23 protein-coding genes are annotated in these 20,122 nt (G+C 60.9%); 18 read left to right on the top strand and 5 right to left on the bottom strand.

What is annotated here, in order from left to right:
• Positions 1–38 precede the first annotated feature (38 nt).
• The 14 genes from PR018_RS00180 (at position 39) to trmB (ending at position 12,399) form a co-directional block, all read left to right on the top strand.
• Positions 39–530, top strand: a complete 492-nt coding sequence (locus PR018_RS00180; RefSeq protein WP_111216455.1) for a universal stress protein — start codon at positions 39–41, stop codon at positions 528–530.
• A gap of 115 nt (positions 531–645) precedes the next feature.
• Positions 646–1,212: a NifU family protein gene (locus tag PR018_RS00185; RefSeq protein ID WP_142823865.1), complete on the top strand. Its 567-nt coding sequence runs from the start codon at positions 646–648 to the stop codon at positions 1,210–1,212.
• A gap of 25 nt (positions 1,213–1,237) precedes the next feature.
• On the top strand, positions 1,238–1,906 hold the full coding sequence (gene tsaB, locus PR018_RS00190; RefSeq protein WP_142823866.1) for a tRNA (adenosine(37)-N6)-threonylcarbamoyltransferase complex dimerization subunit type 1 TsaB: 669 nt from the start codon (positions 1,238–1,240) through the stop codon (positions 1,904–1,906).
• Positions 1,907–1,909: 3 nt separating this feature from the next.
• The gene (locus PR018_RS00195; protein ID WP_142823867.1) at positions 1,910–2,398 is read left to right on the top strand and encodes a GNAT family N-acetyltransferase; all 489 of its coding nucleotides are present in this window, start codon (positions 1,910–1,912) and stop codon (positions 2,396–2,398) included.
• 38 nt (positions 2,399–2,436) lie between these two features.
• A complete protein-coding gene (locus tag PR018_RS00200; protein ID WP_111216460.1) occupies positions 2,437–2,865 on the top strand; it encodes a Fur family transcriptional regulator in 429 nt (142 codons plus the stop codon).
• A 107-nt stretch (positions 2,866–2,972) separates the two neighbouring features.
• Positions 2,973–3,770, top strand: coding sequence for a lyso-ornithine lipid O-acyltransferase (gene olsA, locus PR018_RS00205; protein WP_142823868.1), 798 nt, complete (start codon positions 2,973–2,975; stop codon positions 3,768–3,770).
• A 49-nt stretch (positions 3,771–3,819) separates the two neighbouring features.
• The gene (miaB, locus tag PR018_RS00210; protein ID WP_142823869.1) at positions 3,820–5,211 is read left to right on the top strand and encodes a tRNA (N6-isopentenyl adenosine(37)-C2)-methylthiotransferase MiaB; all 1,392 of its coding nucleotides are present in this window, start codon (positions 3,820–3,822) and stop codon (positions 5,209–5,211) included.
• A 29-nt stretch (positions 5,212–5,240) separates the two neighbouring features.
• Positions 5,241–6,296 (top strand): PhoH family protein, encoded by a 1,056-nt coding sequence (locus PR018_RS00215; protein ID WP_142823870.1) that lies wholly within the window; start codon positions 5,241–5,243, stop codon positions 6,294–6,296.
• A 15-nt stretch (positions 6,297–6,311) separates the two neighbouring features.
• Complete coding sequence (gene ybeY, locus PR018_RS00220) at positions 6,312–6,818, top strand: rRNA maturation RNase YbeY (protein ID WP_142823871.1); 507 nt, start codon at positions 6,312–6,314, stop codon at positions 6,816–6,818.
• 8 nt (positions 6,819–6,826) lie between these two features.
• Positions 6,827–8,002, top strand: coding sequence for a hemolysin family protein (locus PR018_RS00225; protein WP_142823872.1), 1,176 nt, complete (start codon positions 6,827–6,829; stop codon positions 8,000–8,002).
• 92 nt (positions 8,003–8,094) lie between these two features.
• Positions 8,095–9,696: an apolipoprotein N-acyltransferase gene (gene lnt, locus PR018_RS00230; protein WP_142823873.1), complete on the top strand. Its 1,602-nt coding sequence runs from the start codon at positions 8,095–8,097 to the stop codon at positions 9,694–9,696.
• Between the two features lie 158 nt (positions 9,697–9,854).
• Positions 9,855–10,274, top strand: coding sequence for a helix-turn-helix domain-containing protein (locus PR018_RS00235; protein WP_111216473.1), 420 nt, complete (start codon positions 9,855–9,857; stop codon positions 10,272–10,274).
• A 179-nt stretch (positions 10,275–10,453) separates the two neighbouring features.
• A complete protein-coding gene (gene metK, locus PR018_RS00240; protein ID WP_142823874.1) occupies positions 10,454–11,692 on the top strand; it encodes a methionine adenosyltransferase in 1,239 nt (412 codons plus the stop codon).
• Positions 11,693–11,697: 5 nt separating this feature from the next.
• On the top strand, positions 11,698–12,399 hold the full coding sequence (gene trmB / locus PR018_RS00245) for a tRNA (guanosine(46)-N7)-methyltransferase TrmB (protein ID WP_142823875.1): 702 nt from the start codon (positions 11,698–11,700) through the stop codon (positions 12,397–12,399).
• 102 nt (positions 12,400–12,501) lie between these two features.
• Here the strand turns inward: trmB and PR018_RS00250 are convergent, their stop codons facing one another.
• Positions 12,502–12,879, bottom strand: coding sequence for a VOC family protein (locus PR018_RS00250; RefSeq protein ID WP_142829115.1), 378 nt, complete (start codon positions 12,877–12,879; stop codon positions 12,502–12,504).
• A 181-nt stretch (positions 12,880–13,060) separates the two neighbouring features.
• Between PR018_RS00250 and PR018_RS00255 the strand changes: the two genes are divergently transcribed.
• A complete protein-coding gene (locus tag PR018_RS00255) occupies positions 13,061–13,459 on the top strand; it encodes a winged helix-turn-helix transcriptional regulator (RefSeq protein ID WP_142823876.1) in 399 nt (132 codons plus the stop codon).
• A 148-nt stretch (positions 13,460–13,607) separates the two neighbouring features.
• Here the strand turns inward: PR018_RS00255 and PR018_RS00260 are convergent, their stop codons facing one another.
• Both PR018_RS00260 and PR018_RS00265 read right to left on the bottom strand, forming a co-directional pair.
• Positions 13,608–13,865 (bottom strand): BQ00720 family protein, encoded by a 258-nt coding sequence (locus PR018_RS00260; protein ID WP_142823877.1) that lies wholly within the window; start codon positions 13,863–13,865, stop codon positions 13,608–13,610.
• A 49-nt stretch (positions 13,866–13,914) separates the two neighbouring features.
• Complete coding sequence (locus tag PR018_RS00265) at positions 13,915–14,346, bottom strand: Hsp20 family protein (protein WP_142823878.1); 432 nt, start codon at positions 14,344–14,346, stop codon at positions 13,915–13,917.
• A 241-nt stretch (positions 14,347–14,587) separates the two neighbouring features.
• On the opposite strand from PR018_RS00265, the gene PR018_RS00270 reads away from it, so the two are divergent.
• Positions 14,588–15,526 carry a nucleoside hydrolase gene (locus PR018_RS00270; RefSeq protein WP_224128598.1) on the top strand — a complete coding sequence of 313 codons (939 nt, stop codon included), beginning with the start codon at positions 14,588–14,590 and terminating at the stop codon, positions 15,524–15,526.
• Between the two features lie 138 nt (positions 15,527–15,664).
• Here PR018_RS00270 and PR018_RS00275 read toward each other — a convergent pair whose 3' ends face one another.
• Together PR018_RS00275 and PR018_RS00280 are read right to left on the bottom strand one after the other, a co-directional pair.
• A complete protein-coding gene (locus tag PR018_RS00275) occupies positions 15,665–16,564 on the bottom strand; it encodes a ribokinase (protein WP_142823880.1) in 900 nt (299 codons plus the stop codon).
• 47 nt (positions 16,565–16,611) lie between these two features.
• Positions 16,612–17,805 carry a DNA recombination protein RmuC gene (locus tag PR018_RS00280; RefSeq protein ID WP_142823881.1) on the bottom strand — a complete coding sequence of 398 codons (1,194 nt, stop codon included), beginning with the start codon at positions 17,803–17,805 and terminating at the stop codon, positions 16,612–16,614.
• A 208-nt stretch (positions 17,806–18,013) separates the two neighbouring features.
• Here PR018_RS00280 and PR018_RS00285 point away from each other — a divergent pair, with 208 nt between their 5' ends.
• Both PR018_RS00285 and def read left to right on the top strand, forming a co-directional pair.
• Complete coding sequence (locus tag PR018_RS00285) at positions 18,014–19,519, top strand: globin-coupled sensor protein (RefSeq protein WP_142823882.1); 1,506 nt, start codon at positions 18,014–18,016, stop codon at positions 19,517–19,519.
• Between the two features lie 87 nt (positions 19,520–19,606).
• Positions 19,607–20,122, top strand: a complete 516-nt coding sequence (gene def, locus PR018_RS00290; protein WP_142823883.1) for a peptide deformylase — start codon at positions 19,607–19,609, stop codon at positions 20,120–20,122.

The following is a 20,122-nucleotide window of genomic DNA, read 5'->3' on the forward strand; positions in this document are numbered from 1 at the left end:
GCTTGCAAAAATCGGCCATCACGTGTCAGAGTCCGGCCATGGTATCACAGCGACTTTCACGGCTAGAAGGCCATCGCCGCAAGTTCATGGCGGTGATCGACGGCACTCCGGAATGCCAGCGTGCGGTGCACTACGCTGGCCGGCGGGCGAAGAATTCCAATGGCGGTCTGCTGCTGCTCTACGTCATTCCCGATGGTGATTTCCAGCAGTGGCTGGGGGTCGAGGAAATCATGCGCGCGGAAGCGCGCGAGGAGGCCGAAGCTGTTGTCGCCAAGGCTGCCCAGCTTGTGCGGGAAACCATCGGCATCGAGCCCGAAACGGTCATCCGCGAGGGCGATGTTGCGGAACAGCTGAATGCAGTGATCGACGAGGACCGCGACGTCGCCATTCTTGTTCTGGCAGCGGGATCGAACAAGGAAGGTCCGGGGCCGCTGGTATCGTCCGTCGCCGGTCGCTCCGCAGCCTTCCCGATCCCGGTCACGGTGCTGCCGGATTCGCTGACAAACGAGGAAATCGACGCTCTTTGCTGATCCCGTTGCCGATTTGTTGAGTGTGGCGGTCTTGATTGGTTGGCCGAAAAGGCCTATTTTCTTTTGAAGAGTTCTAAACGACGGACAGGCTCATGCCGCCGTCATGGAGATGACGATGTTCATTCAGACCGAGTCCACGCCGAACCCCGCAACGCTGAAATTCCTGCCTGGCAAGGTTGTCATGGAAAATGGCACGGCGGAGTTCCGCAGCGCCGCCGACGCGCAGGTTTCGCCACTCGCGGCCCGCCTGTTCACCGTGCCCGGAGTCACCGGCGTCTATTTCGGCTATGATTTCATCAGCGTCTCCAAGGATGATCAGGAATGGCAGCATCTGAAGCCAGCTATCCTCGGCTCGATCATGGAGCATTTCATGTCCGGCAAGCCCGTCATGGGCACGTCCTCGGCATTGTCGGAAGTCACGGATGCCGATGGCGAGTTCTTCGCCGAGGGCGATGAGTCCATCGTCTTGACGATCAAGGAACTGCTGGAGACCCGTGTCCGTCCGGCCGTCGCCCAGGATGGGGGCGACATCACTTTCCGCGGCTTCCGGGATGGCACCGTCTTTCTCAACATGAAAGGCTCATGCGCCGGCTGCCCTTCGTCCACCGCCACGCTGAAGCACGGCGTCCAGAACCTCCTCCACCATTTCGTGCCCGAAGTGCTGGAAGTCGAAGCGGTCTGATCGGGATTTTCCGGAAACGTCGAAAATGATCGTACTGGCGCTGGATACCGCAGGCATCGATTGCGCCGCCGCCGTCTATGACAGCGACGGCGACCGCGTGCTCGCCGAAATTACCGAAACCATCGGTAAGGGCCATGCCGAGCATCTCATCGCGCTGGTCGATCGTGTGCTCGACAAGGCTGGCCTGAAGCTCGATGCAGTCGAGCGGATCGCGGTGACTGTCGGTCCCGGCTCCTTCACCGGCATCCGGGTCGGCGTCGCTGCGGCCCGTGGCTTTGCCCTTGCGCTCGGCATCCCGGCTGTCGGCGTCACGACACTCGAGGTGATCGCGGCTGCCCATCGCCCGAAGGCTGCGGGCCGGCCGATGCTGGTGGCAATGGACGCCAAGCGGGGCGAAGTCTACCTGCAGACATTCGGTGCCGACGGAATGCCTCTTAGCGAGTCTGCGGCGGTGCTAGTGCAGGATGCTCGAGCGCTGGCCGCCGAGTTCGATGGCCTGTTGGCCGGCTCGGCCGTGCCGCTTTTGAGCTCCACGGCGGAGGATGCGCCGGCAGACGCGGCTGGCAATGCCTTTCCGATCTCGCATGTTGCGCGGCTGGGTGCAAAAATGCTTGTCGGCGAGAAGCCGAAGCCGCTTTATCTGCGCGGCCCCGATGCCAAGCCGCAGCTCGGCTTTGCCGTCGCGAGGCAATAGGCGATGCTGCCGTCATTCCTTAGAAGCAAGCCGGATTACGAGATCGTTGCCATGGTCTCGCGCGATTGCGCCGACGTATCCGCGCTGCACAGCGCCCGCTTTCCGAAAGCCTGGGGCACAGGCGAATTCCACAGCCTGCTGTCGCAGGAGCCGGTGTTCGGCTTTGTCGCCCGCCAGACCAACGGCAAGCCGGCACTTTGCGGTTTCGTGCTGGCTCGCCATGTCGCCGACGAGGCGGAGATCCTCACGGTTGCGGTGCAGCCGAAGCTCGGTCGCGCCGGTCTCGGCTGGCGGTTGATGCAGGCGGCGATGCGCGAGGCGCACCGGCGCGGCGGTGAAAGCATGTTTCTGGAGGTCGATGCTGGCAATGTTGCGGCAGTCGGGCTCTACCGCAAGCTGGGCTTCGCCACGGTTGGCGAGCGTAAGGCCTATTACACGGATGCATCCGGTACAAAATCGACGGCGCTTGTCATGCGCCGCGATCTTCGCTAGTCCCTAGGGTCGGATCCACGGGCCAGAAGACGACATCGATGACAGATATTGCCAAATCGCTCGAGGAGCTCTGTGCCGAACGCGGCATGCGCATGACCGAGCAGCGGCGCGTCATCGCTCGAATCATTGCGGATGCCGAGGATCATCCCGATGTGGAGGAACTGCATCGCCGTTCGGTGAAGATCGATTCGAAAATCTCCATCTCGACGGTCTACCGCACGGTAAAGCTGTTCGAGGACGCCGGCATTATCACCCGCCACGATTTTCGAGACGGCCGTTCGCGCTACGAGACGGTTCCGGAAGAGCACCACGACCACCTGATCGACCTGAAGACCGGCGACGTCGTCGAGTTCCATTCGCCGGAAATCGAGGCCCTGCAGGAACGTATAGCGCGCGAGCACGGCTTTCGCCTGGTAGGCCACCGGCTCGAGCTTTATGGCGTGCCGATCAAGAAGGACGAGCACTGAGTGCCTGATGTCTGCGACAGGGCCGGACGAAGCTTATGCATTCGGAAACCGCAGCTTTGCGGTGAGGTGGTAGGTACGCATCCGAAAACACTTGATGAGGCACGGCCTTGATCCACCGGCTTCGCCTTGCCTTCGGTCTGTTGCTGGTGGTGCTCGCCAGCGTTTTCCTGCTGCCGCTGCAATGTGTCTGCCTCTATTTTGACTGGAGGCTGCGCCGCTACCTGCCGCGCCTCTGGCACCGCCTCGTCTGCTATGCCTTCGGGCTGCACATCCGCGTTCATGGCGTGCCGGATCGTCGGAGGCCACTGATGCTGGCATCGAACCATTCGTCCTGGCTGGATATCCTGGTGCTGTCGGCAGTTGCCGATGTCGCCTTTATTGCGAAGATCGAGGTGCGCGACTGGCCGATCTTCGGACTTTTCGCGCGATTGCAGAAGACGATCTTCGTCGTCCGCGAGCAGAAGCGCAAGACGGGCGAGCAGGTGAACGAGATTGCCGAGCGCATGGCCGGCGGCGAGATCGTCGTTCTGTTTCCGGAAGGCACAACGTCGGACGGCAACCGCCTGCTGGAGGTGAAGTCCTCGCTGTTCGGGGCGGCGGCCGCCGCACTTCCGGCCGCACCCGAAGGCGTGGTGCACGTCCAGCCGGTCGCGGTCGCTTATACAGGCATCCACGGCATGCCGATGGGGCGTTATCACCGGCCCGTTGCCACATGGCCGGGAGACATCGAGATGCTGCCGTCGCTGAAGGGCGTGCTTGCCTGCGGCGCAATCGATGTCGACGTGCATTTCGGCGAGACGGTCGATTATCGCGCCGACAGCAACCGCAAGCAGGTCGCAGCGGAAGTCACCGAGCGCATTCGTGCCCTGCTTTCGGGCCTGCTGCTCGGTCGCCACAAGACCTGATACTCAAGATTGTCTTTTCACACCGTCAAAAAACCACTAGATAGCCGCCATGACCCAGGACAGCGCCCTTCTGATCGCCCCGGAACCCCGTGATGGCAGCAACAGCCGCAAGGTCTTCATCAAGACCTACGGCTGCCAGATGAACGTCTACGACTCCACCCGGATGAGCGACGCGCTGGCCAAGGACGGCTACGAGCCGACCGACGACATGGAAGAGGCCGACCTCGTCCTCCTCAACACCTGCCATATCCGCGAGAAGGCGGCCGAAAAGGTCTATTCGGCGCTCGGCCGGCTTCGCGACATGAAAAAGCGCAAGGCTGCAGACGGTCGCGAGATGATGATCGGCGTCACCGGCTGCGTTGCCCAGGCCGAGGGCGAGGAAATCCTGCGTCGGGCGCCCGCCGTCGATGTGGTGATCGGTCCGCAGACCTATCATCGCCTGCCTGAGGCGCTACGTCGCGCCAAGCAAGGCCAGCGCGTCGTCGATACGGAATATGCCATCGAAGACAAGTTCCTGCATCTGCCGATGGCCGAAAGCGCCAAAATCCGCGCCCGTGGCGTCACGGCGTTCCTGACGGTGCAGGAAGGCTGCGACAAGTTCTGCACCTTCTGTGTCGTGCCTTACACGCGCGGTTCCGAGGTTTCCCGGCCGGTGTCGCAGATCGTCGACGAGGCGGAGAAACTGGTCGCTGGTGGCGTGCGCGAAGTGACGCTGCTCGGCCAGAACGTCAACGCCTGGCACGGCAAGGGACCGGATGGCGAGGAATGGAGCCTTGGCGACCTGCTGTATCGGCTTGCCGATATTCCGGGTCTGGCGCGGCTGCGCTATACCACAAGTCATCCGCGCGACATGGATGACAGGCTGATCAATGCCCACCGCGACCTGCGCATGCTGATGCCCTATCTGCATCTGCCGGTGCAGGCAGGCTCCAACCGCATCCTAAAAGCGATGAACCGCCGCCACACCACGGCCGACTACCTGGCCCTGGTCGAGCGCATCCGGGCCGCGCGCCCGGATATTGCCCTGTCCGGAGATTTCATCGTCGGCTTTCCGGGGGAGACAGACGAGGATTTTGAGGATACGCTCACCCTCGTCAAGGCCGTGCGCTATGCACAGGCCTACTCGTTCAAATATTCGACGCGTCCCGGCACCCCCGGCGCGGACTTGAAGGATCAGGTGCCCGAAGAGATCAAGGCTGAACGGCTGGAACGGTTGCAGGCGCTTCTGATGCGCCAGCAGCAGGAATTTGCCGAAGCCTGCGTCGGCCGCGTGGTCGATGTGTTGCTCGAAAAGCCCGGTCGCATGCCAGGACAGTTGATAGGTCGCTCTCCGTGGCTGCAATCGGTGAATGTTGATGCAAAGGCATCGCAAATCGGTGACATTATCAATGTACGAATCACCGGGACAAGCACCAACAGTCTCTTTGCAGAGCAGGTGTAGGTCCGAGATTGGCAAAGGAGCTTGACCGCTTGAACGCACAAGAATTGGTTTCCTCTACTCCGCGCCAGTCCCCTGCCGCGACCGACGCCAATCACTTCGTTCTGACTTTCGAAAACAACAGGTTCGCCAGCGAGCTGTTCGGTCAGTTCGAGCAGAACCTGAAGCTGCTCGAGGAGCGGCTGAAGATCAACGTCCGCGCTCGCGGCAACTCCGTCGTCATCACCGGCGATGTGCTGGCCACCAACCAGGCCCGGCGCACTCTCGATTACCTCTACGAAAAATTGCAGAAGGGTGGCAGCGTCGAGCCGTCCGATGTCGAGGGCGCCATCCGCATGGCGCTGGCGGCCGATGACCAGCTGATCCTGCCGACCATGGAGCGCAAGGCCAAGCTGACCATGGCCCAGGTTTCGACCCGCAAGAAGACCATCGTCGCGCGCACGCCGACGCAGGATGCCTATCTCCGCGCACTCGAACGCTCGGAACTGGTATTCGGCTGCGGCCCGGCCGGTACGGGCAAGACCTATCTTGCCGTGGCGCAGGCCTGCCAGCTGCTGGAACGCGGCGCGGTCGAAAAGATCATCCTGTCGCGCCCGGCTGTGGAAGCTGGCGAACGGCTGGGCTTCCTGCCCGGCGACATGAAAGAGAAGGTCGATCCCTATCTGCGGCCGCTCTATGACGCGCTCTACGACATGATGCCGGGCGACAAGGTCGAGCGGGCGATCATCGCCGGTGTCATCGAAATCGCGCCGCTCGCCTTCATGCGCGGCCGTACGCTGGCCAACTCCGCCGTCATCCTCGACGAGGCGCAGAATACGACCTCGATGCAGATGAAGATGTTCCTTACCCGTCTCGGCGAAAACTCGCGGATGATCGTCACCGGCGACCCGAGCCAGATCGATCTGCCGCGCGGCGTCAAATCCGGACTGGTCGAGGCTTTGCAGCTGTTGACCGGCGTCGAGGGCATTTCGGTGATCCGCTTCAAGGACACCGACATCGTCCGCCATCCGCTGGTCGGCCGCATCGTGCGCGCCTACGATACGATGTACGCGACGCCCGAAAGCGAAGAGGCCGATCGGCAGAGCTGATGCCGGCATGACGCCATGACCCGACTGGACATACAGATCAGCATCGAGGAGGGCCGCTGGCCCTCCGAGGAAACACTTCAGGCAATGGCCGAGCGCGTGCTCGGCAATGCCGCAGATTTTCTGCAGACGGAGGTCCATCAGCCTTTTCCATCGATGGAGCCCGAACTCTCGTTGGTTTTCACCGACGATGCCTCTATCCGGGCGATCAACGCCGAATGGCGGAAGCAGGACAAGCCGACCAATGTCCTGTCGTTCCCGGCTTTTCCGCTTGCTCCGGGCGGCATGCCCGGCCCCATGCTGGGCGATATCATCATCGCCCGCGAGACGGTGGAGCGCGAGGCGGTTGATCTCGACAAGGGTGTCGACGAGCATCTCACCCATCTGATGGTGCATGGATTGTTGCATCTGTTTGGCTACGACCATATGAATGATGAAGACGCCGAACTGATGGAAGGCCTTGAGACTCGTATTTTGGCGAGACTTGGCCTATCAGATCCCTATGCGGGTCAAGACCCGATCTGATTGGAACCATGAGCGACTTTACAGCAAAACCGGCCACTGACGCCAAAGAGCAGGACGCAGCCTCCGAAGAGGCGGCGAGTAGCAACGGCAGGGCGGGGCACAAATCCCAATCCACCTTCTGGAGCCGTGCGGCGCGCGTGCTGCGTCCGGCCCAGGGCTCGCGCCTGCGCGAGGACCTCACCGACGCCCTAATGGTGAACGGCACCGACGATGACGGTTTTTCGGCCGACGAACGGGCGATGCTGCACAATATCCTGCGCTTCCGGGAGGTGCGCGTTGCCGACGTCATGGTGCCGCGTGCCGATATCGAGGCTGTCGACCAGAGCCTGACCATCGGGGAACTGATGATCCTGTTCGAGGAAAGCGGACGTTCGCGCATGCCCGTCTATTGCGATACGCTCGACGATCCCCGCGGCATGGTGCACATCCGCGACCTGCTTTCCTATGTTGCCAAGCAGGCGCGCAACAAGCGCCGGGTCGGCGCCAAGGCTGCGGCAATCGATCCGCAGGTCGCCGCTGTTGCTGCCGAGAAGGCCGAAAAGGCACCGCGTTCCGCCAAGCCGAACTTCGATCTCGCCCGGGTCGATCTTCGCAAGACCGTTGCCGAAGCCGGTATCATCAGGAAGATCCTGTTCGTGCCGCCGTCGATGCTGGCCTCCGACCTGCTTCGGCGCATGCAGGTCAACCGCACCCAGATGGCGTTGGTCATCGACGAATATGGTGGAACCGACGGTCTGGCCTCGCATGAGGACATCGTCGAGATGGTCGTTGGCGATATCGACGACGAGCACGACGACGAAGAGGTCATGTTCAAGCAGGTATCGGAAGACGTCTTCGTCGCCGATGCCCGCGTCGAACTCGAAGACATCGCCCGGGCTATCGGCTCAGACTTCGATGTCAGCGAGGAAGTCGACGACGTCGATACGCTGGGTGGCCTCATCTTCTCGGCGCTCGGTCGCATTCCGGTTCGCGGCGAGCTTGTCCAGGGGCTTCCCGGGTTCGAGTTTCAGATCCTCGAGGCTGATCCGCGCCGCATCAAGCGCGTCCGCATCACCCGCAAGCGCCATCCGGTCCGCCGTCGCCCCGTCAAGGGTGAAGTGGAGGCATCCGGTAATGACAAAGACCATCCGGCTGTCGACGGGCCATCCGATGGCGGTGCCGTCAATCGCAACGCAGCCGGCTAAGCTACTGTCGTAAGCCTTCAAGGGACAAACCGCGCCTTTTTTGAAACACTGCGCAACGGGTTTGATTCGTGGTGTTTCAAGGGAGAGCGTGCATGGAATGGCTTGCGGACAGGGTCATTCTGGTCTGGGGTTTCAGGCGTGCCCTGCTTGCCATAGGTGCTGGCGCTATCGGCGTGCTGGCGCTCCCGCCCTTCGGCTTTTTTGCCGCGATGTTCGTCTCCTTCACCCTGCTTGTCTGGCTGCTTGACGGCGCCACTGCCGCTCCAGGCAGCGGCATCCTCCGCCGTCTGTGGCCAGCTTTCGTGACCGGCTGGCTGTTCGGTTTCGGCTATTTCGTCGCCGGCCTCTGGTGGCTCGGCCATGCGCTGATGATCGATGCGGAGCAGTTCGCGTGGGCCCTGCCTCTGGCGATCCTCGGCCTGCCGGCATTTCTCGCGATCTTCTACGGGCTCGCCGCCGCGCTGGCGAGGCTCGTATGGTCCGACGGTCTTGGACGGATCGCGGCACTGGCCTTCGCATTTGGGCTTATCGAATGGCTGCGCAGTTTCGTCTTCACCGGCTTTCCCTGGAATGCCATCGGCTATGGCATGATGCCGACGCCGCTGATGATGCAGTCGGCCCACATGATCGGCATGCTGGGGGTGACGGTGCTGTCCGTCTTCGTATTTGCGGCGCCGGCGCTGTTAGGCACCCGCAACGGCGCCATCCCCGGAATTACACTCGCGGCTCTCCTGTTCGCTGCCCATCTCGGCTACGGCTACTACGCGCTAAACCAGCCGGAGTCTGCCTTCCGTGCAGATGCAAAGGCGCCGGTCGTGCGCGTCATCCAGCCCGACATCGATCAAGAGGCCAAGCAGGACACTGACGGCGATCGCACCGCGATCTTCGAGAAGCATCTGGCGTTGTCAGCGGCGCCACCGCAGGATGGTGGCAAGCGGCCTGACATCATCGTCTGGCCGGAAACGGCGCTCCCCTTTCTCCTGACCGACAACCGGGACGCCCTGACCCGCATTGCCGATGTCCTCGCCGACGACCAGATCCTCATCACCGGCGCCGTGCGGGCCGAGGACATGGGGCCGGGGACGCCGCCGCGCTACTACAATTCGATCTACGTGATCGATGGCCGCGGCCAGATCATCGGCGCTGCGGACAAGGTGCACCTGGTGCCGTTCGGCGAGTATGTGCCCTTCGAGAGCATCCTCCAGAATTTCGGCATAGCCAACATCGTCGAGATGCCGGGCGGTTTTTCCGCTGCCGCCCGTCGCTCGCTGTTGACCCTGCCATCGAGCATCCGGCTCTACCCGTTGCTCTGCTACGAGATCATCTTTCCCGACGAGATGACGCCCGATATCGCCAAGGCCGACGCTATCGTCAATGTCACCAACGATGCCTGGTTCGGCAATACACCCGGACCCTACCAGCATTTTCAGCAGGCCCGTGTCCGCGCCGTCGAATACGGCCTGCCGCTCATCCGCAGCGCCAACAGCGGAATTTCTGCTCTGGTCGATTCTCATGGACGTCTCGTCGCCGGCCTCGATCTTGGCCAGCAGGGATTTGTCGACGCCACCTTGGGTAGCGTAGACCAAACTAAAATAGGCGAAAAACTGCGGGTTCTGTACTTTTGGTTGGCACTTGCGTGCATGGGCCTGATTGCAGTGATTTCACGCATGGGTTTTATTTCAGCCCTGAATTGACCTAAAACCCCTAAAAATGCATAGTGGTCCAGGACGCTAATCTGTACGTAAGATGGCGATCAAGCGAATATAGCTCTGCAACGTGGCGTTATATAAGCATGGTCGGGGGTAGTGGGGGCGAAGAAGCCGATTCAACCAGAGCTAGTTAGGGCATTATAATGATCGAAAATAAGAAGAAGCCGAATCCAATCGACATCCATGTCGGTAGCAGGATCCGTCTCCGTCGCACCATGCTGGGCATGAGCCAGGAAAAACTTGGCGAAAGCCTCGGCATCACGTTCCAGCAAATCCAGAAGTACGAAAAGGGCACCAACCGCGTTGGCGCCAGTCGTCTTCAGAATATTTCCAGCATCCTCAACGTGCCGGTCTCGTTCTTCTTTGAAGACGCACCGGGCGATCACTCGACGTCCGCCAGCGGCATGGCTGAAGCCTCGAGCTCCAACTATGTCGTGGACTTCCTGTCGTCCTCGGAAGGCCTGCAGCTCAATCGTGCTTTCGTCAAGATTTCCGATGCAAAGGTTCGCCGCAAGGTCGTCGAACTGGTCAAGGCATTGGCTGCCGAAGCCGACGCCGAGTAAGCGCCGGCTATACATGAAGACGCAAAGGCGGTCATTTTGGCCGCCTTTTGCATGTTTGGCGCAAAAATCTTAACCGGAAAGTGGGATATAAAGATATATCCATGTCCTTCTGTGCCTTGTCATTCGGCTTTGAACTGACTAACACAGACCCAGCTTTATTCTTTGAGGGGAATTCCCGCATGCGTGCCAACTACCTCTTTACCAGTGAGTCTGTTGCCGAAGGTCACCCGGACAAGGTCTGTGACCGCATCTCCGACGAAATCGTCGATCTGGTCTACCGTGAAGCCGCAAAGACCGGCATCGATCCCTGGAGTGTCCGCATTGCCTGCGAAACCCTGGCGACCACCAACCGGGTGGTTATCGCCGGTGAGGTCCGCCTGCCGCCGAGCCTGATGAAGAAGGACAAGGACGGCAAGGACGTCATCAATCCGGCCAAGTTCAAGACAGCTGCCCGCAAGGCGATCAAGGATATCGGCTACGAGCAGGAAGGCTTTCACTGGAAGACGGCGAAGATCGATGTCCTGCTGCACTCGCAGTCGGCCGACATCGCGCAAGGCGTCGACAACGCGTCCGACAAGCAGGGCGATGAAGGCGCTGGCGACCAGGGCATCATGTTTGGTTACGCCTGCCGCGAAACGCCGGACCTTATGCCGGCACCGATCTACTATTCGCACCTGATCCTGCAGCTGCTTGCCACCGCCCGCAAGAAGCATGAAGGCGAAGCCGGCAAGCTCGGCCCGGATGCAAAGAGCCAGGTCACCGTCCGCTACGTCGACGGCAAGCCTGCAGAAGTCACCTCGATCGTTCTGTCGACCCAGCATCTCGACGAAAGCTGGGACTCGAAGAAGGTCCGCTCGGTCGTCGAGCCCTACATCATGGAAGCATTCGGCGACCTGCCGGTCGCTGCCGATTGCGCCTGGTACATCAATCCAACCGGCAAGTTCGTCATCGGCGGTCCCGATGGCGACGCCGGCCTGACAGGCCGCAAGATCATCGTCGACACCTACGGCGGTGCTGCTCCGCACGGCGGCGGCGCCTTCTCCGGCAAGGACACCACCAAGGTCGACCGCTCTGCTGCCTATGCAGCCCGCTATCTCGCCAAGAACGTCGTTGCCGCCGGTCTCTCCGACCGCTGCACCATCCAGATCGCCTATGCGATCGGCATTGCCCAGCCGCTGTCGATCTATGTCGATCTGCACCAGACCGGCAAGTACACCGAGGATCAGGTCGAAGCTGCCATCCGTAAGGTGATGGACCTGTCGCCGACCGGTATCCGCCGCCATCTGGACCTCAACAAGCCGATCTACGCCAAGACCTCCGCCTATGGCCACTTTGGCCGCAAGGCCGGTCGCGACGGTTCCTTCTCCTGGGAGAAGCTCGACCTCGTGAAGCCGCTCAAGGAAGCCATCAAGGCCTGAATGTCATGAACGATACCGAGCGCCGATCGCGGGCAACGGAAGCCTTCTACGGTCGGCGCAAGGGCAAGCCCCTGCGTGGCCAGCAGGCAGGGCGGCTGGAAACCCTACTGCCCGCCTTCATGGTTGATCTCGACACGCCTGCGCCTGCTTCTCTCCAGGCGCTGTTTCCAGTTCAGGTTGAACGACTGCGGCTCGAAATCGGATTCGGCGGCGGCGAGCACCTGATCCACCGGGCCAAGGAAAACCCGACGACCGGTTTCATCGGTGTCGAGCCCTTCGTCAATTCGATGCAGAAGCTGCTTGCCCATGTCGAGGAAGCGGGTGTGCAGAACATCCGCGTCTACAACGACGATGCCACGCAGTTGCTCGATTGGCTGCCGGACGCCTGTCTCGACCAGATCGACCTGCTCTATCCGGATCCTTGGCCGAAAACACGCCACTGGAAACGCCGCTTCGTCTCCGCGGTCAATCTCGCCCGCTTTCACCGAGTCCTGAAGCCCGGCGCAATATTCTGCTTCGCATCCGACATCGACACATACATCAACTGGACGCTGCAGCACTGTAAGGCCCATGGCGGCTTCGAATGGACGGCGAAAAACGCCGCCGACTGGCTCACACCTTATGACGGCTGGCCCGGCACGCGCTACGAAGCCAAAGCCAAACGCGAAGGCCGCTCCTCGGCCTATCTGACGTTTAAGCGGGTTTGACCACCGCCTTAACCTTTCATGCCGACAATCCGCAGCTCCAAGCAGCGCAATCAAACTCGGCACCTGGCACCGCACGCACAACCGCATGCCGCAGTGGCGGGATCAGCTCTTGTGGACAACTTCGAACGAATAGCCATCAGGATCGATGACGTCGGCGGCGTAATAACCGGGATAATACTCAAGCCGCGCCCGTGGAGAGATATTGTCACGCGCGCCGGCGGCGATGGCCACTTCATAAAATCTATCCACAAGGGCGTTGCTGACCGCTTTGAAACCCCAGTGAATAGCGTCAGGATTGGGTTTCCCTTGCTTCAGCCAGAAAATAGCGCTTTGACCGTCGCCAAAACCCCAGAGATCAGGGTGGCCGTTTTCACCTTTGTAGGGCACGAAAAATCTGATGTTCAGCGGCTCCAATACGGCTTCGTAAAACGCCAACGAAGCCTTAATGTCGCTGACGGTCAGGATGATGTGGTCAAGCATGATGACGTCCTGTCTTCTGGATTTATACGTTCGAAAAGCTGTACTACCTCTGATCCAGACGACCGCAGTGCGGTTGTCTTCCTTTCGGTGCTAAGCTAACCTTTCGTAAGTAAGTTGTACGTCGATAGCTGTTTCTCCACAAGAACGCACGTTCACCGCTGCTACGAACAGGGAAGTAAGTATGGCGAAGATCATCGCGAAAAAGCAGCTGGCGCCCGGGCTCCTGTGCGGCCATGAAGACCCGATCGCCTTCCGTGAGCTGCTCACAAAGGTCGGAGACAAGTGGAGTATTTTCGTGATGCTTGCGCTCTCCATGCTGCCGGGTGAGCGGGCCCGGTTTTCGGAGCTAAATAGATCGATACCCACTATTTCCGAGAGAATGTTGGCACTCACGCTCCGCAACTTGGAGCGGGACGGTCTGGTTATCCGGGAGATTTTCGCGGAAGTGCCGCCACGGGTGGAATATGAGCTGACCCCCATGGGGCAGAGCCTGTTGCCAGCGCTCCAAGGCCTGGTCGACTGGGTCGGCCATAACGCGGATAACGTCAAGGCAGCACGAGCGGTGTCTGACGCCCGGTAGCAGAATACCTGCAGCGGGAGATCCGCCGGTGCCGCTATAGCCGCCGCACCGCTTTAAGAGCACGTCGGATTTGGCGAACGGCTTATTTATATTTTGCGTTGGGCGGAAAAAGCCCGTTGGCCTTTTGCCGCCTGGACCAGCTGCAAACTCAGTGCAGGCTGACGGTTTTCAACTCGTCTTCGGCAGCCTTGAAGAAGGTGCTGGAACGGTTGTCGGTCAACAGGATGGGGGTGCCGTCGGCGCCGAAAAGAGCCCACAGATCAACTGTGGGATCGATGTCCGGAGCTTCCGGGAAGCAACGGGACACTTCCTCCTGGCGGATCTTGCGGACATAGGCGACTTCGCCGCTGCCGAGCGATACGAGTTCGTTTTCGGTGAGGCGTGCGGTGGCTTCTTTGAGTAACATTTCCCGTTCCTCCAGCGTGGGGGACCAACGGCTCGGATTCGCCGTTGCCTTACTCTGGGACCGAAATGTTAATTTTCTTCACCCCACGCGGCGGTTCCGGTCTGATAAGATCGACCGAAAGCAAACCGTTTTTCAATGCCGCGCCAAGGACATGCATCCCTTCGGCCAGTACGAAGACGCGCTGGAACTGCCGGGCTGCGATGCCCCGGTAGAGATAGTCACGTGCCTCCTGCTCGATCTGCCGGCCGCGAATGATCAGCTGGTTTTCTTCCGTTGTGACTTCGAGTTCGTCCTCGCTGAAGCCGGCAACGGCAAGCGTGATGCGCAATCGCTCCGGTTCGCCAGTTGCCGGTTCGGCCTGCATTCGCTCGATATTATAGGGTGGGTATCCATCGCTGATCTTGGAAATCCGCTCGAGGGTCTTTTCCATGGCGTCGAAGCCCAACAGGAGAGGGCTGGCAAAAGGCGTCATACGGCTCATCTCTACAAGTCCTTGGTTGTCAAGCGACCCTGCCGGACCTGCATCTCAGCATCCGGATGGCCGCAATATGGGCATTGCCTGCTTTCGGCGCAAGCACGCTGCCTGACGCAATCGGAATCCAGCGGGATATTCGATGCCGCTATGGTTGCAGCACTTGCTTGACAAAAGCAGTTCGAATGGCGTCAAAAAGGGGTGGAACAGGCGCAGTGACGCCGCAGTGACAAGGGAAGAGGACGCTCGTTTGGCAAGGAAGATCATCATCGATACCGATCCGGGACAGGACGACGCAGCAGCCATCATGCTGGCGTTCGGCAGCCCGGACGAGCTTGAAATTCTCGGTATCACCACCGTAGCCGGCAACGTGCCGCTGCCCATGACCAGCCGCAATGCGCGGATCGTCTGCGAGCTTTGCGATCGCCGCGATATCAAGGTTTTTGCCGGTTGCGACCGGCCGATTGCCCGGCCGCTGGTGACTGCGGAGCACGTGCACGGCAAGACGGGGCTGGATGGTCCGGAGCTTGCCGAGCCGACGATGGCGCTGCAGCCGCAACACAGCGTCGACTTCATCATCGAGACACTGTTGCGCGAGCCCGCGGGCACGGTGACGCTTTGCACCCTCGGCCCGCTCACCAATATCGCCACGGCGTTCCGCAAGGCGCCGGAAATCGTCGGGCGCGTTCAGGAATTGGTGATGATGGGCGGCGGCTTCTTTGAGGGCGGCAACATTACGCCGGCCGCCGAGTTCAATATCTTCGTTGATCCCGAGGCGGCCGACATCGTCATGCAGTCGGGCGTACCGGTGGTCATCATGCCGCTCGATGTCACCCATCAGCTGCTGACCCGCAAGGACAGGGTCCGCAAGATCGCCGACATCGGCACCCCGCCGGCGAAGGCCATGGCCGAGATGCTGGAGTTCTTCGAGCGCTTCGATATCGAGAAATACGGCTCAGACGGCGGCCCGCTGCACGATCCGACCGTCATTGCCTACCTGCTGAAGCCAGAGCTTTTCGACGGCCGCACCTGCAATGTCGAGATCGAGGTCAACTCGGAGCTCACAATCGGCATGATGGTCGTCGACTGGTGGCACGTGACAGATCGCAAGCGCAACGCCCGGTTCATGCGATCCGTCGACGCCGATGGATTTTTTGCGCTGCTTACGGAGCGCTTTGCGCGGATCTGAGAATTCGGAACAGGGTTTAAGGCCGCCGGATTGTCCCGGCGGCCTTTGTTATTTCAGTCAATTCCCGCTTTTTATAGCACTGCTAAGTTTGCCGTACATTCCGGGCAGAACTACACCAGATTATCCGTGAGACACCGATCAGAGCCTTGCGGCGACCGCTTCGGCTAGGGGTATCGATGGCTGAGCTCCGGCTGAAAGGCAGGCGAGGGAGCCGGCGACGGCGGCGCGACGGAGTGCGGCCTCGAAATCCAGGCCCTGATCGAGGCTCGCGGCGAAATATCCGCAGAACGTGTCGCCGGCACCGACCGTGTCGATGGGCTCGATAACGAGGCCCTTGGCGCGCGACAGTACGCCGTCCCTTATGGCAACCACACCGTCGCCGCCGAGTGTGACGATGAGCGTCTGCCCGGTTTCCCCATGCAGTCGGGTCATTGCCGCTTCACGGTCGGCAGCCGTCATTCCGTCCTGGCCTGCCAGAAGCTCGAATTCGGTTTCGTTGGCGATGACGATGTCGGCCAGCCGGCCAAGCCGCTTGGCATCTGATGTTAGCGGCGCGAGGTTGAGGATGGTCTGGACGCCGGCGGCCTTGGCAGCGCCTAGCGCCGCCTCCACCGCATTCCCGGGCACCTCGAGCTGCAGCATGAGGATATCGCCGGCCTTCAGTCCGGCCACCGCAGCAGTGGCGTCTTCGGCGGTGACGGCACCATTCGCGGCGGGCACCACGACAATGACGTTTTCACCGTCGCCGCCGACGAGGATGAGTGCTGTCCCGGTTGGGCCCTCGACATGCTTTACCGCGCCGAGATCGGTGCTGGCTTCTGCCAGCAGCGCCAGCGCAGGTTCGGCGAAGCCATCGGTGCCGACAGCTCCGGCCATGCGCACCGTTGCTCCGGCGCGCCGGGCGGCCAGCGCCTGGTTTGCACCCTTGCCGCCGGCAGCCGTTGCAAAGCCGTTGCCGGCAACGGTTTCCCCGGGCTTCGGCAGCCGGTCCGTGGTTGCAACGAGGTCCATGTTGATGGAGCCGAATACTGTGATCATGGGAATGCCTGCTCTGCTGGAATGTCGGCGCGACACTGCCGAAGCGCTTAGTCCTCGTCAACCACCCTCAGCTTCAGAAGTCCAGTACGGCTTTCGACACCGCGTGATGGTTCTGCCGGCTCGCGTACCGCCTCGGAGTGCTCTGTCAGGTCCAGCGCCTCGATCTTCTGGCCGCGCCTCGCAAGCTTCGAGGAGGACGTGGCGATCATCTCGACATCCTTCTGGGCAGCGGAGAAATGTCCCTGGAGTTTGGTGACACGCTCATCGAGACGACCGAGATCGGCCATCAGCAGCGCCACTTCGCCCTGGATGAGATGCGCCTGCTCACGCATCCGCTGATCCTTCAGGACAGACTGGATCACCTGGATCGATAGCATCAGCAGGGACGGAGAGACGATGACGATCTGCGCGCGGTGCGCTTTCTGGATAACACCCTCGAACTTTTCGTGAATCTCGGCAAAGATCGATTCCGATGGTACGAAGAGAAAGGCAGTGTCCTGGGTCTCGCCCTGGATCAGATATTTCTCGGAGATATCGCGGATGTGGACTTCCATGTCGCGGCGAAACTGTTGGCCGGCGATGCGTACCATTTCCGGGCTGGAGGCCGCGCGGATGGCGTTCCAGGCTTCCAGCGGGAATTTTGCATCGACCACCAGCGGCGGCAGTCCGTTTGGCATATGGATGATGCAATCGGGCCGCGACCCGTTCGACAGCGTGTGCTGGAAGGCATAGGCGCCGAACGGCAGGCCGTCGGCAACTATGGTCTCCATCCGTGCCTGGCCGAAGGCGCCGCGCGTCTGCTTGTTGGACAGGATCGCCTGCAGCCCGACGACATCCTTTGCAAGCGACTGGATATTGGTCTGTGCGGCATCGATGACGCCGAGCCGCTCCTGCAGTTTCTGCAGGTTTTCATGCGTCGATTTCGTCTGTTCGTTGAGCGTGCTGGTCACCCGGTGCGACATCCCGTCGAGACGCTGGTTGACGGCGTGGTTGAACTCCGCCTGGCGACTGCCAAACACCTCGGTCATCGTCGCCAGACGGCCCTGCATCTCGGCCTGAAGCCGCAGCATCTCCGCCATCCGCTGCTCCGCCTCTGCTGCGCGAAAATCCATCTCGTCGTCGCTCTGCCTTCTCCCGGCACTGCGGACCAGCAGGATCACGATGACAAGAACGAGCAGGCCGACCGCGCTGTACAGCAACTGCACCGTCTGGAAGTCGGAACCAAAAAGGGAGATCGTCATGGCATCCTGGCGATAGTTGGAGATCGCCGGACTATAACGCCAGTCAGGGTAAAAGCCAGATCAAAACGTGAACAATGTAAACTGTCTATACCGGGCGAAATCTGGGTAACAAAGTTAACGGATGGTCAATGCAAATCGGTCAAGTCTGGCAGATTGCCTTTAACCTGCACGCTTGGCGTGCGGAAGCCTCATTCAGACCGAGATCAAGATGAAAGCTGCGCCCGACACATCCACCCTCAGACAACGCCTGGACTTCATCGAGATCGACGACGCCACCCGCGAGACCCTGCGCGAAATGCGCCCGACGCTTTCGGAGCTCCTCGGCGGCGCGCTCGACAAGCTTTATGCGAAGATGGGCCGGACACCCGCTATTTCCCATTTCTTCCGAGACAAAGCCCACATGGACGGCGCCAAGGCGCGCCAGGAAAGCCACTGGGGACATCTGTCGAATGGACAATTCGATTCCAACTACGTGGCTGGCGTAACTGCTGTCGGCAAGACCCATGCGCGCATCGGCCTCGATCCCAGCTGGTACATCGGCGGCTACGCCCTGGTGCTGACGGAACTGATGCATGGCATCATGGAGAAGCACTGGCCGTCGCGCTTCGGCAAACGCCACGCCCGGGGCCTGTCGAACAAGCTGGCGGCCGTCGTCAAGGCGACTTTCCTCGACATCGACTACGCGATCTCCGTCTACCTCGCCGAACTGGACGAGAAACGCCAGGTCCTGGAGCAGGATCGAACCCGCGCCGAGGCCGATCAGCGCATAGCCATGGAGCATTTGAGCCGCGGCCTCGAATCTCTGTCCAAGGGCGACTTCGAGGCGGTATTGCCGGAAAACCTCCCGGGCGCCTTTCAGAAGATGGCCAGCGACTACAACAACGCGGTAGCGGCTCTCCGCCATTCCATCGGTGGTGTTCGCGCCACGTCCGAAGGGGTGTTGAGCGGTACGGACCTTATGTCGAAGGCGACGGATGACCTTTCCATGCGCACGGCGCAGCAGGCCGCCGGCGTCGAGCAGAGTTCTGCAGCACTGCAGCAGCTGGCTGTCAGCGTCGGCCAGACGGCATCCAATGCGGCCAGGGCCTCCGTTGCCGTAGGCGAAACCCAGCAGCAGGCGAAAAGCTCGGGCGATCTGGTCAACAGCGCCGTTGCCGCCATGGCTGAGATCGAGAAATCCTCCACCGAAATCTCGAAGATCATCGGCGTCATCGACGAGATCGCCTTCCAGACCAACCTTCTGGCGCTCAACGCTGGCGTCGAGGCAGCCCGGGCCGGCGATGCCGGAAAGGGCTTTGCCGTGGTGGCGCAGGAGGTACGGCAGCTGGCGCAGCGCTCTGCCAGTGCCGCCAAGGAGATCAAGGATCTGATCTCGCAGAGCTCAACCCAGGTCAACGCCGGTGTCACCATCGTTTCGAACACCGGCGTCGCCCTTGCGGACATGATCAGCCGGATCGACGGCGTCAACAAGTTTGTCGGCGATATTGCCGCTGCTGCCAAGGATCAGGCAATCGGCGTCGCCGAGGTCAGTGCCGCCGTGCGCAACATGGATACGATAACCCAGCAGAACGCAGCGATGGTCGAACGTACATCCGCCGAGACACGGCATCTGCGCAATGAGGCGAATACTCTCGTCGCCCTTCTCAGCGGCTTCAAGACGCAGGCCGATATCCGCAATGGCAACATCCAGGGCGAGAAACGTCGCGCGGCCTGAGCGGCCATCAAACATGGCCGCAAAAAACCCGTTTTGCGGCCATGTTCATAATTCCCTCCCAAACAAAGATGGGCTATGGGAGACTTTATGACGATCAAGCCTCTTATCATTCTCCCCGATCCGCTGCTGCGCGTAGTCTCGAAGCCGTTCGAACGCTTCGACGCCGAGACCAAGCGGCTGGCAACCGATATGCTGGACACGATGTACGACGCGCCGGGCATTGGCCTTGCTGCTGTGCAAATGGGTGTCGACCGGCGCATGCTGGTCATCGACCTTTCGCGCGAGGGAGAGGAGAAGACGCCGCTGGTGTTCATTAACCCCGAGATTGTCGCGTCGTCGGAAGAGCGGTCGGTCTATGAGGAGGGCTGTCTCTCCATCCCCGACTACTACGCCGAAGTCGAGCGCCCGGCAGAGGTGACGGTCGAGTATTTCGATGTCGAAGGCGTCAAGCAGACCGTCAAGGCCGACGGCCTGCTCGCGACCTGCCTGCAGCACGAGATCGACCACCTGAACGGCGTCCTCTTCATCGACCACATCTCGCGACTGAAGCGCGAAATGGTCATCAAGAAGTTCACCAAGGCCGCCAAGACCAAGGCGGGCTGA

The organism is Rhizobium rhododendri (assembly GCF_007000325.2).
GTDB lineage: Bacteria > Pseudomonadota > Alphaproteobacteria > Rhizobiales > Rhizobiaceae > Rhizobium > Rhizobium rhododendri.

Coding starts and splice junctions, on each gene's coding strand:
- PR018_RS00260 (WP_142823877.1), bottom strand. CDS start 13,865: ATGTTACTCAAAGAAGCCACCGCACGCCTCACCGAAAACGAACTCGTA.
- ybeY (WP_142823871.1), top strand. CDS start 6,312: ATGACCCGACTGGACATACAGATCAGCATCGAGGAGGGCCGCTGGCCC.
- tsaB (WP_142823866.1), top strand. CDS start 1,238: ATGATCGTACTGGCGCTGGATACCGCAGGCATCGATTGCGCCGCCGCC.
- PR018_RS00200 (WP_111216460.1), top strand. CDS start 2,437: ATGACAGATATTGCCAAATCGCTCGAGGAGCTCTGTGCCGAACGCGGC.
- PR018_RS00275 (WP_142823880.1), bottom strand. CDS start 16,564: ATGATCACAGTATTCGGCTCCATCAACATGGACCTCGTTGCAACCACG.
- PR018_RS00255 (WP_142823876.1), top strand. CDS start 13,061: ATGGCGAAGATCATCGCGAAAAAGCAGCTGGCGCCCGGGCTCCTGTGC.
- trmB (WP_142823875.1), top strand. CDS start 11,698: ATGAACGATACCGAGCGCCGATCGCGGGCAACGGAAGCCTTCTACGGT.
- lnt (WP_142823873.1), top strand. CDS start 8,095: ATGGAATGGCTTGCGGACAGGGTCATTCTGGTCTGGGGTTTCAGGCGT.
- PR018_RS00250 (WP_142829115.1), bottom strand. CDS start 12,879: ATGCTTGACCACATCATCCTGACCGTCAGCGACATTAAGGCTTCGTTG.
- PR018_RS00225 (WP_142823872.1), top strand. CDS start 6,827: ATGAGCGACTTTACAGCAAAACCGGCCACTGACGCCAAAGAGCAGGAC.
- PR018_RS00285 (WP_142823882.1), top strand. CDS start 18,014: ATGAAAGCTGCGCCCGACACATCCACCCTCAGACAACGCCTGGACTTC.
- PR018_RS00235 (WP_111216473.1), top strand. CDS start 9,855: ATGATCGAAAATAAGAAGAAGCCGAATCCAATCGACATCCATGTCGGT.
- metK (WP_142823874.1), top strand. CDS start 10,454: ATGCGTGCCAACTACCTCTTTACCAGTGAGTCTGTTGCCGAAGGTCAC.
- PR018_RS00280 (WP_142823881.1), bottom strand. CDS start 17,805: ATGACGATCTCCCTTTTTGGTTCCGACTTCCAGACGGTGCAGTTGCTG.
- PR018_RS00180 (WP_111216455.1), top strand. CDS start 39: ATGGTATCACAGCGACTTTCACGGCTAGAAGGCCATCGCCGCAAGTTC.
- PR018_RS00185 (WP_142823865.1), top strand. CDS start 646: ATGTTCATTCAGACCGAGTCCACGCCGAACCCCGCAACGCTGAAATTC.
- def (WP_142823883.1), top strand. CDS start 19,607: ATGACGATCAAGCCTCTTATCATTCTCCCCGATCCGCTGCTGCGCGTA.
- PR018_RS00195 (WP_142823867.1), top strand. CDS start 1,910: ATGCTGCCGTCATTCCTTAGAAGCAAGCCGGATTACGAGATCGTTGCC.
- PR018_RS00265 (WP_142823878.1), bottom strand. CDS start 14,346: ATGAGCCGTATGACGCCTTTTGCCAGCCCTCTCCTGTTGGGCTTCGAC.
- miaB (WP_142823869.1), top strand. CDS start 3,820: ATGACCCAGGACAGCGCCCTTCTGATCGCCCCGGAACCCCGTGATGGC.